The sequence below is a fragment of the Ignavibacteriota bacterium genome, assembly GCA_016212665.1.
Classification (GTDB): Bacteria; Bacteroidota; Ignavibacteria; order UBA10030; family SZUA-254; genus FW602-bin19.
In genome coordinates this window covers 17240-31012 of sequence record JACREZ010000008.1, presented here as the reverse complement: position 1 = coordinate 31012, position 13773 = coordinate 17240, and the positions used below count along the sequence as shown (strand labels likewise).

At 43.0% G+C, this 13773-nt stretch carries 12 protein-coding genes; all 12 read right to left on the bottom strand.

What is annotated here, in order from left to right:
* Positions 1 to 14: 14 nt before the first annotated feature.
* The 12 genes from HY960_02635 to HY960_02580 all read right to left on the bottom strand — a co-directional run bounded on the left by HY960_02635 (position 15) and on the right by HY960_02580 (position 13533).
* Entirely contained in the window at positions 15 to 920 is a 906-nt protein-coding gene (locus HY960_02635; protein MBI5214628.1) for a PhzF family phenazine biosynthesis protein, read from the bottom strand.
* A gap of 57 nt (positions 921 to 977) precedes the next feature.
* Complete coding sequence (locus HY960_02630) at positions 978 to 1826, bottom strand: DUF4905 domain-containing protein (GenBank protein MBI5214627.1); 849 nt, start codon at positions 1824 to 1826, stop codon at positions 978 to 980.
* Positions 1827 to 1916: 90 nt separating this feature from the next.
* A complete protein-coding gene (locus HY960_02625) occupies positions 1917 to 2507 on the bottom strand; it encodes an XTP/dITP diphosphatase (protein MBI5214626.1) in 591 nt (196 codons plus the stop codon).
* Positions 2508 to 2531: 24 nt separating this feature from the next.
* Positions 2532 to 3884 carry a DNA repair protein RadA gene (gene radA, locus HY960_02620; protein MBI5214625.1) on the bottom strand — a complete coding sequence of 451 codons (1353 nt, stop codon included), beginning with the start codon at positions 3882 to 3884 and terminating at the stop codon, positions 2532 to 2534.
* Positions 3881 to 4774: an NAD(+)/NADH kinase gene (locus HY960_02615; GenBank protein MBI5214624.1), complete on the bottom strand. Its 894-nt coding sequence runs from the start codon at positions 4772 to 4774 to the stop codon at positions 3881 to 3883. Before HY960_02615 ends, radA begins: the two co-directional genes overlap by 4 nt.
* A complete protein-coding gene (locus tag HY960_02610; protein ID MBI5214623.1) occupies positions 4771 to 5076 on the bottom strand; it encodes a DUF1844 domain-containing protein in 306 nt (101 codons plus the stop codon). The genes HY960_02615 and HY960_02610 overlap by 4 nt, the downstream gene beginning before the upstream one ends.
* A gap of 12 nt (positions 5077 to 5088) precedes the next feature.
* Positions 5089 to 5856 carry a glycosyltransferase family 2 protein gene (locus HY960_02605; GenBank protein MBI5214622.1) on the bottom strand — a complete coding sequence of 256 codons (768 nt, stop codon included), beginning with the start codon at positions 5854 to 5856 and terminating at the stop codon, positions 5089 to 5091.
* Between the two features lie 2 nt (positions 5857 to 5858).
* A complete protein-coding gene (locus HY960_02600; GenBank protein ID MBI5214621.1) occupies positions 5859 to 7049 on the bottom strand; it encodes an O-antigen ligase family protein in 1191 nt (396 codons plus the stop codon).
* A 23-nt stretch (positions 7050 to 7072) separates the two neighbouring features.
* Complete coding sequence (locus tag HY960_02595) at positions 7073 to 8197, bottom strand: glycosyltransferase family 9 protein (GenBank protein ID MBI5214620.1); 1125 nt, start codon at positions 8195 to 8197, stop codon at positions 7073 to 7075.
* A 5-nt stretch (positions 8198 to 8202) separates the two neighbouring features.
* Positions 8203 to 10047: an ABC transporter ATP-binding protein gene (locus tag HY960_02590; protein MBI5214619.1), complete on the bottom strand. Its 1845-nt coding sequence runs from the start codon at positions 10045 to 10047 to the stop codon at positions 8203 to 8205.
* 3 nt (positions 10048 to 10050) lie between these two features.
* The gene (locus HY960_02585) at positions 10051 to 10869 is read right to left on the bottom strand and encodes a glycosyltransferase (protein MBI5214618.1); all 819 of its coding nucleotides are present in this window, start codon (positions 10867 to 10869) and stop codon (positions 10051 to 10053) included.
* Between the two features lie 87 nt (positions 10870 to 10956).
* Positions 10957 to 13533, bottom strand: a complete 2577-nt coding sequence (locus HY960_02580; GenBank protein MBI5214617.1) for a leucine--tRNA ligase — start codon at positions 13531 to 13533, stop codon at positions 10957 to 10959.
* Between the last annotated feature and the right edge of the window lie 240 nt (positions 13534 to 13773).

Genomic DNA, 13773 nt, shown 5'->3' with positions numbered 1-13773 from the left:
CTATCAATTAATGTTTAGTCGGGAAGACGTAATTCGCCTTCAAGCACAGTGATTGCATATCCGCCGATGATAACTCCGGTCGGTTGGTTTTCTTCGGTTACAACTTCAACATCCAACCTTCCCTTTCTCCCTACAACATCGCCTTGTTCCGCCTGAAAAATATAACGCCCGTTCTTGTTGGGAATCAATTCTTTTTCGTGCAAATATAGTGCGAGTGAACAGTGTGTAAAGCCGGTGACCGGGTCTTCATCAATACCGACGTGCGGAGCAAAAACCCGTGAATGAATTAACGATTTTCTCTCTATTGTTTCGGTGGTGAAAACACACAATCCTTCAAAATCTCTTTTACTCAGGAAAGAATTGATTGCATCAATATTGGGTTTCAGGTTGAATAAGGTATGAAGCCTTCTGAGGGGTGCAAACAAAAAACCGTTTCGCTGAATTGTCAGGAACTGGTCGAACTCGCCAACAGAAATATTCAGAAGCCGGATGAGGTCAACTTTATATTGACCGGCTTTTTCATAGTCCGGTGGGGCGAAGCGTACGGAAACATAAATTGAATCCTGATTTTTTTCGATTATTGCCGGAAGAACTCCATCGTTCGTTTCAACAGATAAACGATGCTTCCCCGGCTTATTCATACCGAAGAGATTCTCCTCTGCAAGAGCATAGAGTGCGGCAATCGTCGCATGTCCACTCATGGTTAATTCACCAAGCGGAGTAAACCAACGGATTTTCACATCCGCATTCTTATGTTTTGGTTGCAAGATGAACGCGGTTTCTGCCAGATTCATTTCCCTCGCAACAGATGCCATTTGAGTATCTGTCAACCCCTCGGCATCAAGAACAACAGCCGCGGGGTTTCCGTTATGCGGAGTTTTTGTGAATGTATCAATGTGCTTAATTCGTATCGTAGTCATAGGTATCAAACAATATGATGGTGATAATAAATTAGTTGCCCTATATTATTCCACACGTTATTCAATCGCTCTAACTGCGATGAGACATTTTTTGTTTTTGATATAGTAAACAATCCCATGCATTTCCATAACAGAATCCGGAAGCGGAATCCTCAGCTGTTCGTTTACTATGTCCTGATAGAGAAGCCGACCCTCTCTATCTGCAATGATAATATGTTGCTGAAGCGACATATTGCTGTTACCTTTTTCCTGAACCGGACTATAGTACGATAGAAGCAGTCTTCCATTCCGTTCGCACCATTCCATCGGTTGAGGATTCTTCAGAATCTTTGATGGTAACTTCTGATAATTCTTTTTCAGCGTTTCGACATCTTCCACTTCCTGCAAAAAAGTAATTTCTGTTGCAGTCGGTCCAAACGTTTTCGTTTGAAGTTGTTGAAATTCAAGTGCGCTTACTTCTTCAAGGACCGTTCCGTTTGAACTATCAAGACGAAAATATTGTCTTGATTCAAATCCGCTCTTGGAACCATAAACGTGCTGTCCATCCGCAAAATGAAATTGCAGTTCATCGTTCATCCACAGTATTTGTGCCGTGTCAATTTGAATAGCATAAATCTTTTTGTGGTCTGGCATATCAGGCGTTGCAAACTCATGCAAAAATAAGATGTTGTTGGAGACGCTTTCAATGCTCATCCACCATGGTTCGGTGAACGAGAGATTATTCCATAGAACTTTTCCGTTCCTTGCATCGAGACAAAAGAATGTAACTTGCTTCGTTTCAAGATTTCTGTCTTCACCGACAAATAAATGATTCGTCGTCGGTAGCAATCGCCACAGAACCCCGTTCGTTTCGTATTTCCATGAGTAATCTAATTTTGCTTGCTTGAAAATTTTCAGGAAGCTCATTCTGTTCGTCAAAAATGTCGGATAAAATAACAACATCAGAGCGGATAGACAAATTTGTGAACCATTAGCGATGATTGGAGGAATATTACTCTATTTGATACAGGAAAGGTGTTTTTTCAATTGCATCAATGCCTGAGCACGATGACTGATTTTGTTTTTTGTCTCCAATGTGAGTTCGGCAAAAGTTTCTGAGAAGCCACTTGGAACGAAAAGCGGGTCATAGCCGAATCCATTCTTGCCCCGTTCCTCCTCGAGTATACTTCCTTCACAAACTCCTTCGAAGAGTCGTTCCTCCGTTGGAGAGATATATGCAATCACGCATCTGAATCTTGCCTTCCGAAGTTCGGGCGGGGTGTTCTTCAGTTCGTTGAATAATTTTTGATTGTTTTCTGCATAGGTAATATTTTCTCCCGCGTAACGTGCCGAGATAACTCCGGGCATCATATTCAAAGAATACACTTCCAAGCCGGAATCGTCTGCGATAGTAGGAATGTTTGATGCCATGAAAACCTCCCGTGCTTTCTTCAAGGCATTTGCTTCAAGCGTTTCTCCATCTTCCACAACTTCAGGAATGTTCGGAAATTCCAAGACTGAATGTATCTCAAACGGAAGCCCGGAAAGCAATGCAGAGATTTCTATCAGTTTGCCCTTATTGCGCGTTGCAAGAAGAAGTTTATGCATAATGAATTGTTTTTGGAATGAATTCTACTTCAACAAAACATCAACGGCTTCTTCCACTCTCTCTACTCCGATAATTTCGATGTCGAGATTTTTCAGAACGCCTTTCATTCCGTTTTGCGGAACAACGATTCTCTTGAAGCCTAACTTTGCCGCTTCCTGGATTCGTTTCTCCAATTGACTGACTGTTCGCACTTCACCGCTCAACCCGATTTCTCCAACAACTGCGCTCTGAGAATCAATCGTTTTATCGCGCAAACTTGAAACAATGGAAACCGCGACTCCCAAATCAATTGCCGGTTCATCTATCCGTAATCCGCCCGCGATGTTCACAAACACATCCGAGCCACCGAGTAAAACACCAACGCGTTTCTCCAACACGGCGATAAGCAGTGCAAGCCGACGCAAATCAAATCCTGTAGCGTTACGTTGAGGCGTTCCATAACTCGTTGGTGTAACAAGCGCCTGCACTTCAACCAAAATCGGGCGCGTGCCTTCGATGCTTGCAACCACCGTCGAACCGGAAGTTCCCGATGCCCGCTCAGATAAAAATACTTCTGACGGATTCGGTACTTCTGTCAGACCCGATTCCCGCATTTCAAACACTCCGATTTCATTCGTCGAGCCGAAACGATTTTTTAATGCCCGCAAGATTCGATAACTGTAATGCCGTTCACCTTCAAACTGAAGAACTGTGTCAACCATGTGCTCAATCACTTTTGGTCCGGCAATCACTCCCTCTTTCGTAACATGTCCGATAAGAAAAACGGGAATGGATTTCGTCTTTGCTATCTTCACAAAGGCAGACGTACACTCACGGATTTGTCCTAAACTTCCCGGGGTGCTTTCAAATAAGGGACGATACATTGTTTGGATTGAATCAACAATCAGAATGTCGGGAGGTGATTGTTCAATCACCTCGTTGATGACGTCTATGTTCGTCTCAGTGAAAAGCAGCAATTTCTTTTGTCCCTTCATCCCAAGCCGTTCAGCACGAAGTTTAATTTGCTTAGCCGATTCTTCACCCGAAATATATAGTACAACATAATTTTGAAGTTGACCTGCAAGTTGCATCATCAATGTTGATTTACCCACGCCCGGGTCACCGCCTAACAAAATCACCGAGCCAAGAACAATTCCACCGCCAAGCACGCGGTCAAACTCCGAGTTCGATGTTTGTATCCGTTGTCCTTCATCAATAATGATTTCATCCAACGGAACGGCTTGCAATTGAGTTTGCTTGACTGTTTTCCTTGCAGAAACTTTCTGAGCGACTTCTTCCTGAAACGTATTCCATTGTGAACAATTGGGACATTTCCCTATCCAGCGCGGCGATTCGTAACCACACGCCTGACAAATGTATTTTGTTTGGACTTTCATTGTACCGTTCTTTGTGTCCGAATATCTTTCCCCCACTGAAGTTTTGCTCTTAACAAATCATAGTATGTTCGATGCTTCCGCTTGACAAGTTTGATGTTGTAATCGGCTTTTCGAACGAGAAACTCTGTCGGTGTGTCATAAAATTTTTCTACTTGTCCGTCGGCAGTGATGTGAGCAAAATGTCCTGTGGATTTCACACTGACTTTTATCTCACTCGAATCAGAAACAATCACCGGCCGTGCCGAGAGTGTATGCGGCGCAATCGGATTGATGGTAATTACTTTGCACGAAGGATTCACAATCGGTCCGCCGCTTGCAAGCGAATACGCTGTTGAACCGGTAGGCGTGTTGAGAATTATTCCATCAGCAGAATACGTCACCATGTAATCATTATCAACGGATGTTTCCATTTCAATTACGCGAGGCAATGCGCCTTTATCAATCACAATTTCATTTAAAGCGTAAAACAGTTCGTTATCGGAAAGACTTTTCGCTTCCAAAACCATTCGTTCTTCCAGAAAATACCTGTCGGAAATAATATCATCAATACACTGATGCGTTTCGTCAATCGAAACTTCGGCAAGAAATCCCAACTTCCCGAGATTGATTCCGAGAATTGGTTTTCCTTTTGAACCGACGAGACGAGCGGTTGAAAGCATTGTTCCATCGCCACCCAATGCGACGAGCATGTCAGAACGAAGAACAAATTCATTCTCCGAACTAATGTTGACATTCTTCAATAAATCTGTCCCGACATTATTCTTACACCACTCAGCAAGGTCGTTCGCAAGGACAATTTGCAAATTGCACTTGTGAAGATACGCCAGCAAATCAGTAATGATTTCCTTGAGAGCGGGCTTCGTCGTATTTGCTACGATGCCGAACTTCATGACGCAGTTGCAGGTGGTTCTTCTTTTTTTGTCGATTGCGCTTTCGTCACTTCATCAACGTAGTTCAGTCGTAAATCCTGCAGTACCGTTGTGAAGATTTTCTCTTCTTCCGTGTCAAGATTTCCTTTCATTCTCGCTTGTAACATTTCAAGCATGTCAATGGCGAATTGCGCTTGTCCCAAATCCTGCCCGATTTGGTTCGTCACAGGATCTGCCATCTTTCCCATGTGTTGCATTGCCGCACCTTGAAAGATTGCTAAAAGTTGAATTAATAATATTTGATCTTTTTCTTTTGAGTCCATATTCATCTCCGATTAGTTCTTTTCTGAATTATGTCTGTAAAGTTCCCACAATTTTCCGTATTTCACAAATACATAAAAAGCGGAGACTGCCGAGAGAATAAATCCGTGCATCCCGTCAAGAAATCCAAGCCGGAGAAAATACATCTTGAAAAATAAAAACGGTGGACGAGTCAATACATCCCATAGTGAATAATTTCTACCGGATTTTTTCATCTCCTCAGCCGCGAGGGAAGTGTAGTTGTTAAATTTTGAGAAGTAATGAAATAAATTATCATCCGTATAATGAAGCAGGTCGTGCTGTAGTTGTCCGAAAGTACCAGCGATTTCCACTTTCTCATGCACAAGCGATTGAGTGAACTGAGCGGAGTCTTTTTTGAATAATCGTACAACATACCCCGGATACCAGCCACAATGTTTAATCCATTTACCAAGAAAATATGCCCGGCGGGCAACTTTATACGCAGTCATTTCTCTTGATGATTGTATCGTCAGTTTGATTTCATCAGCAAGTTCTTTCGGCACTCGTTCATCTGCATCAAGCCAGAATACCCATTCGTTGGTTACTTTTGTCAAGGCAAAGTTTTTTGTCTCTCCGTACCCTTTCCACTCGATGACAAAAATATTTTCAGTAAACTCACGGGCAATCTCTACAGTTCTGTCATTGCTCTGAGAATCAACAACAATAATTTCATCAGCCCACTTCACCGACTCAAGGCATTCCCGAATATTCCGTTCTTCATTTTTCGTTATCACAATAACGGAGAGACCAATAGTTTTCATATTCACTGTGTACGTTCCTGATGATTGATAGCAATAACTGCAAGAAGAAATCTGAAAAGCATCCCGTTCGTAATAGAGCCAGTCGGTGTGCCGAAACTACCCAATACAAGATAAGTAATTACCAGAAGCACTCCCATCAATGGCACAGCAGAACTACTATGGTTTATTTTTGTTCGTCGAATTGTTACTACTGAGACATATACAACTGACCCAATCATAAAGACAAAAGCGCTAACACCGAGCAAGCCGCTTTCCATATAAATCTGAATAACATCATTATGCCACGCACCGATTCCTTTATCATCAATGTTCATTCTATCATTAAACACATGATGAAATGTTTCAGGACCGAAACCAAAGAATGGATGTTCATCAAAATGCGTCACTGCATTTTTCCAGAGTGTCAGTCGGTCGCTTGAATGGTCCCAGGGATTCATCAAGGTTGTAACACGCTCGCGTGCGTAAGGAACCGAAAGAACGATGACGCTTACAAACACTATGAAACCCAAAACCATTTTTTTGTTAAATAAGGAACCATAGACGAGTAGCGCAATTGAGGTTGCAAGCCAATCACCTCTTGTAAATGTAAATGCCAAACCGATGCTCATCGAGAGAAACAATAACCAAAAATGAAGAGGCGCTTTGAATATTTTCTTTTCTTCTTTCAAACAAAGCGCTACTACCATCGTGAGACTCAGGTGAGTGGCAAGTGTTCCACCGCCGGTAAATCCTCTCGCTCGTTTTGTCAGTCCGACAATTGTTATTCCCGAAGCAACAAGTGCAACAATCGCTGTTGAAATAAATAACCAACGTAGTACTGCATTTCTCTCCTCTTCGGTGGCATGTTGCAAATAGAATACCGTCGCGTAGAAACTTGAATAGAATATCAATTCCTTCGTAATGGTGTTGAAACTCTCTGAAGGATATTCTGAAAAAATAATAGAAAGTAAGCGGGCAAGAACAAAAACAAGAATGGGAATATCAAACCGCGTTGGTTTGTATCTCGCGCCTTGCCGATACAACAGTATGCTGAAAATGAGAAGAAAGCCGAACAAGATTTGAGCCGCCGCAATCGAAACCATCAGACTAACAATTTGAAGTTTTAAAGTCAATCCTGTAAGTTGTAATAAAAATTCTCTCGACTGTAACATCGTCTGTATATTTGTTGGACTCTTAAAAAACTTATTCATCATTTCTTCACACCTCGAACTATCACTCAAAGATAGTTCTGCATTTCCATTTCCTGAATGGTGTGAAGTACTTGCTCAACGGTTAATTGCTCCATGCACGTTGCAGGACGGTTATCCTTGCAATAATTCCATTGCTGTGGTTTCGGTTCTGTTTCCGTGCAGGGACTGCATGGTAATTTCACCCGGACAACTTTTGATAATCCGGAATCATACGGACCCGTTTTTACCGGGTCAGAATAGCCCATGAGCATCACCGAAGGAATTTGCAATGCCGTTGCAATATGAATCGCGCCCGTATCCGGTCCGAGGACAAATTTCGACAATTTCAAAACAGCCATAAATTCCCGAAGCGATGTCTTTCCTGCAAGATTTACCGACGCGTGTTTCATCTGTTTCTGTATCATTGCAATTTCGTGTCTATCTCGTTTCACTCCGGTGAATACGATTTGGACTTGATACAGTTCACTCAATACCTCTGCCAAACGCGCGTACCGTCCAACAACCCATTGACGAACAGAATCTGGTTCATTGCATCCCGGATGAAAACAGAATATTCTTTTTCTTTCCGTTACTCCTTCACTTATTAATAACTCTGTTCCTTTATTGATTTCTGCTTCGGTGACATACAGTCGCGGGAAATCTGTATTCGCGTTCGTAGTCCAGGTTCTTACTGTTTCAAGTTCCGACTCCACATGATGGACACCGTCTTTCCATGCGAAGGAAATATCGGACAGAAAATCCCACGAGTTCTGAAACGTGACAACATATTTTGCTTGTATCAACGGAGACATGATTGAATAATGCGTGTTCGATTCGAGGATGAGTGCGACGTCATAGTGTTCGTGCCGGAGTGTAATGTACATTTTCATTTGTTCTTGAAATGATGCTTGTGAACGTATCCATCGAATCGAATGTATTGATGGATGATGACGAAGAATCTCTTTCGATTGTTCGCTCACAATCACATCTATGGTTGCATCGGGAAATGTGTTTGACAATCGTTCCAACACCGGCGTAATGAAAACACAATCGCCAAGTAATCCATTACGGAGAACAAGTATTTTTCTGACGTTACTCTTATCCTTGATAAATTCATAAAATTGTGCTTCTCGCTTACGCTTGCTTTGTGTCAGAATTTTCAGAAGCCGCATATTACTTAAGAGCGAAATTGTAATTCGTACAACTTCCTGTACACACCGGACTGATTCGTAATGAGTTCAGCATGAGTTCCGGTTTCAACTATTTTTCCATCACTTAACACAATTATTTTATTTGCGTGTTGAATAGTAGAAAGCCGATGAGCAATCACAATCGAAGTTCTGCCGGACATCAAATGGTCTATCGCCTCCTGGACTAATATCTCAGATTCTGTATCAAGCGCGGAGGTTGCCTCATCAAGAATTAATATCGGTGGATTTTTCAATATTGCCCTTGCCAGAGAAAGCCGCTGACGCTCACCGCCGGATAATTTTACTCCACGTTCACCGATTATGCTTTGATACTGTTCGGGCATCTCCATAATAAACTTGTGTGCATTTGCCGCTTTTGCTGCCGCGATAATCTTTTCATCAGAGCAATCATCCAACCCGTACGCGATATTATTTTTCACCGTGTCATTAAAAAGAATCGTCTCCTGCGTTACTATTCCGATGTTACTTCTGAGTGATTTCACATCGAAATCACGTACATCAATTTCATCAATTGTAATTCCGCCATTTGAGACATCATAAAAACGCGGGACTAAATCTACTAAGGTCGTCTTTCCACTTCCGCTTGAACCAACGACCGCAACAACTTCTCCCTTGTCAATCGTCATTGAAATGTTATTAAGAACAGCATCAATTTCATTATACGAAAACGAGACATTCTTAAATTCAATCTGCGATTTGAATTCTCTCAACATCTTCGGATTCTCATTGTTCCGAATACTTGGTTCGGTGTCAAGTATCTCGAAAATTCTTTTTCCAGCCGCGCTCGATTCCTGAATACGATTATTAACATTGGTTAATTCTTTCACCGGCGGCATAATTTGAAATATTATGAACAGGAATCCAAGAAACTCACTCGCTCGTAAACTTTGCTCAAGTAAGACTTGTTGTCCGCCAATCCAAATAATGACTGCGCCTGCAATCACGCTCATCAATTCCGTCGTTGGTGACGCAATATCGCGTATGCGCGTAATCTTGATAAGCGTGTCAAAATAGTATCTTGTATAACGATTGAACTTCTTGTTTTCAAATTCCTCCATCCCGAACGCCTTTACAATCTTCACTCCGGAAATTGTTTCCTGCAACACGGAAGTAATATCGGCTAATTGTTCCTGAGAAACTCCCCGCTCTTTGTGCAATCGAATTGCAATAAAGCTGATAATGGACAAGGCGAATGGAAAAACAATCAACGAGAGAAGTGTCAGTTTCCAACTTAATGTAATTGCCAAACCGAGATACACAATAATCAACAACGGTTCGCGAATCAGCGTATTAAAGAACGCGCTGACGCCGCCATTGATAAGATTGACATCATTAATGATGCGGGATATTAGTCCGCCGGTTCGCTCATTGGAAAAATACGCCAATGGTAAATTGTGCAGGTGACGATACAATGCGTTGCGTAAATCCTTGATAACTCCTTCTTCTGCATAATTCATCAGGAAAGATTGAAAATATCCGAACACATTCTTGAAGAAAAAGGAAAGCACGATAATCAAACAAATCTTAAACAGCGCATCCATCTGTGTTCCGCTGAACACAAACGAAAGTAACGCCTCCTTCAAACTACCGAACACACTCTCAAGTCCGAAGGGAACGGAAAGTGTTTCCGGCGCAACTTGTTGCTGCATCTTTTCAGGATGGAAAAGTATATCCAGCAACGGGATGAAAAGAAAAATCGAAACGCCGCTGAAAAGTGAATAAAACACCGTACATGCAATCGAGCCGCTGATATGCTTCCAGTATGGCTTTGCATACAGGAGAATCCGTTTGTATATGGAAAATGCGTTCATGGATTAGTCGAGTTTCTTCAAACCGTGTTTACAAATCATTTCACGTGTTGCCACAATATGTTCATATAAATATTTGTTCTCATCTCTTCCATCGGTTCTGCTATGATATAAATGAATTTGTATTGCAAGAAATCTAATGGAGACCATGCGAACGCCTAATAGTCCTAATCGAAATGCGATATCCGAATCTTCTCCCCTTCCCGGTGCCAGATAATCTTCATTGAATCCGTTTATCTTTTCCAAGAGTTCCTTCTTCACCGAAAAATTACAACCCAGAATTCTTCCTTCAGGTTGAACAAATAATTTTCTCATCAATGGTGAAGTAATTCTCAACGATTCTTCTGTATTAATACTTTGTGCTTTCAAACCGTCCAAAAATAGTCGCCAAGTAAGCCGTTCAAATCTTCCTGTTTGAATATCTTCCAGAGTTAATTGTTCGGTCAATTGTTTACTTAAATTTACACGCTTACCACACAACAAACCATGTTCCTGACGATGGTTCCAGTGGTCAGACAAAAAGTCTTTATGCGGCACACAATCTCCATCAATAAAAACCAGATAATCCGACTGTGAAGCACGAATAGCGTTGTTCAGCATAATGTTTTTCCGAAAGCCGTTGTCTTCATGCCAGAGATGTTGAATCGGAAAATAAACTGATGGACGTATTCGTTCGATTAATTCTTTAATTTCCGGTCCCGACCCATCATCAGCAACAATCACTTCAAACTCTCTGAACGATTGCCGCTTCAACGCTTCAAAAATAAATTCGAGATACCTGACAGCATTATAAACCGCAATCACTAATGTAATTGATGGCTTCATCGTTTTATTATCCCATATCCTCCCCTTCTCTTGAAAAGAGAAGGGGCCGGGGGATGAGTTCCGTGTAGCCAGAGAAAAATACCACTCCTACTTCACCACCAAATTCACAAGCCGGTTTTTCACAACAATCGCTTTCACAATCTGTTTGCCATCAAGATTTCGCTTCACTGCTTCATCCGCTAATGCCATTGTCTTCAACGCTTCGTCATCCAATCCAATCGGCGCCTGAAACTTTGCTTTCAACTTCCCATTGAACTGCACAACAATCTCCACCGAATCATCTTTCGTCTTCGCTTCATCGTATTGTGGCCATGGTTCATATGCGATTGATTTTTTATGTCCCAACTTCTGCCACAACTCTTCCGCAATGTGCGGAGCAAACGGAGAAAGCAACTTCACAAACATCTCCATCGCCGACTTTGATTTCGGATTCAACCCGTAAAATTCATTTACAAAAATCATCATCTGAGAAATCGCCGTGTTGAAGTTCAGCGTGTCAACATCTTCCGTTACTTTTTTGATTGTCTTATGAAGCAACCGTTCATGTTCTGTCGAAAGCGGAACATTCCCGATTGTGCTGTTTAATGTTCCGTCCTCATTCACCATCATACGCCACGAGCGATTGAGAAAACGAAACACTCCTTCCACTCCATGCATTGACCACGGCTTCGTATCCTCAAGCGGACCCATGAACATCTCGAACAACCGGAGCGAATCCGCTCCATACTCTTTCACAACATCATCAGGATTGATGACGTTGCCCCGCGACTTCGACATCTTTTGTCCGTCTTCACCCAAAATCGTTCCTTGATTAATCAAGCGGGAGAACGGTTCCTTCGTCGAAACATATCCCAAATCGAACAACACTTTATGCCAGAACCGTGCATACAACAAATGTAACACTGCATGTTCCGCACCGCCGACATACAAATCAATCGGCATCCAATACTTTTCTTTTGCTTTTGAGATAAACTCTTTCTCATTCTTCGGGTCAATGTAGCGCAGGTAATACCAACACGAACCAGCCCATTGCGGCATCGTGTGAGTTTCCCGCCGCGCTTTCATTCCTGTTACCGGGTCAACTGTGTTCACCCAATCGGTGATTGTCGCAAGCGGAGATTCTCCCGTCTCACTTGGCTTGAACGAATCGCTCGGCGGCAACAACAACGGCAATTCCGATTCAGGCAACGCACGCACAATTCCATCTTCCGTTGTAATAATCGGAACCGGCTCGCCCCAATACCGCTGACGCGAGAACAACCAATCGCGCAGTTTGTATTTCACCGCTCGCTTTCCGATTCCCTTTTCTTCCAACCATGCAATGATTTTTTTCTTCGCATCATCAATGAACAACCCGTCAAGAAATCCGCTGTTGATTGCCGGACCATCTTCCGTAAATGCCTTCCCTGAAAAATCCGATGGGGGTTGAACCGTTCTCACAATCGGCAGATTATACACTTCAGCAAATTCCCAATCCCGTTCATCCTGCCCGGGCACCGCCATGATTGCACCCGTTCCATACGAGACTAACACATAATCAGCAATCCAAATCGGTATAGGTTTTTCGGTTGCAGGATTTATTGCATACGCACCCGTAAACACGCCGGTCTTTTTCTTCTCCAACGCCGTCCGTTCCATCTCGCTCTTTAATTTCGTCGCCTCACGATACTCACGTACAGCATTCAAACATTCCTTCTCTACGAGACCGTAGGTCGTCGTTAACTCATCCACCAGCGGATGCTCAGGCGCAAGCACCATATACGTCGCCCCGAAAATTGTATCAGGCCTTGTTGTAAACACTTCCAATCCGCGAACCTGTCCTGAGTGAACCGAAGGATCGGTATTCAGCAATCCGAAATCCGAAATTCGAAATCCGAAATTAATAGTGGCTCCCTCCGATTTCCCAATCCAATTCCGTTGCATCTCCAAAATCCCGGGATGCCATTGAAGTCCCGCCAAATCCTCCTCAAGCCGGTCAGCGTACGCAGTTATCCGAAGCATCCATTGCTTCATCATTCGCCGCTCGACTTTGAATCCCTTCTCAACCCACTCGTCAACTTCCTCGTTCGCAAGAACCGCGCCCAATCCCGCGCACCAGTTCACAGGCATTTCCGCCTGATACGCCAAACGGAACTTTGCCATATACTCATGCCGCTCCTTCTCCGATAAACCTTCAGGCACAGGCAATTCCGAAATCGGGCGGGCTTTTTTCTCCGCCGCATCGTACCATGAGTTAAACAACTTCAGGAAAATCCATTGCGTCCATTTGTAATAGTTCGGGTCGGTAGTATCCACTTCCCTCTGCCAATCATACGATAAGCCAAGCATCTTGATTTGCCGGCGAAACGTATCCACATTCTCCCTCGTCGTGATGCTCGGGTGAATCCCCGTCTTTACCGCGTACTGTTCCGCAGGCAGACCGAACGCATCCCAACCCATCGGGTGAAGAACATTGAACCCGCGCATCCGTTTGAAGCGGCAATAAATATCCGTCGCCGTATATCCCTCCGGATGCCCGACATGCAATCCCGACCCCGAAGGATACGGAAACATATCAAGCACATACAATTTTTGCTTCGATGCGTCTTCAGTGACAGAAAATGTTTGATGTTCGTCCCAATACCGTTGCCACTTGGGTTCAATTTCAGAAAATGGATAATTCATGTATGATGATATTCGATGATAGTATGTTTACTGTCATGTTGAGTATTTCGTCATGGTGAGCGAAGTCGAACCATAAAGTGCATCAAAAATACAGATTTTAGGAAGGAGAAACAAACGAAAAATATTCCCCTCTTGAGAGGGGTTAGGGGTGTGTGCACTATTTGAAAAAACTAACCATGTCATTCCGACGCCTGCCTGCCGCAAGCATGGCAAGCCGGAATCCGTTTGGTCCCTCGGATT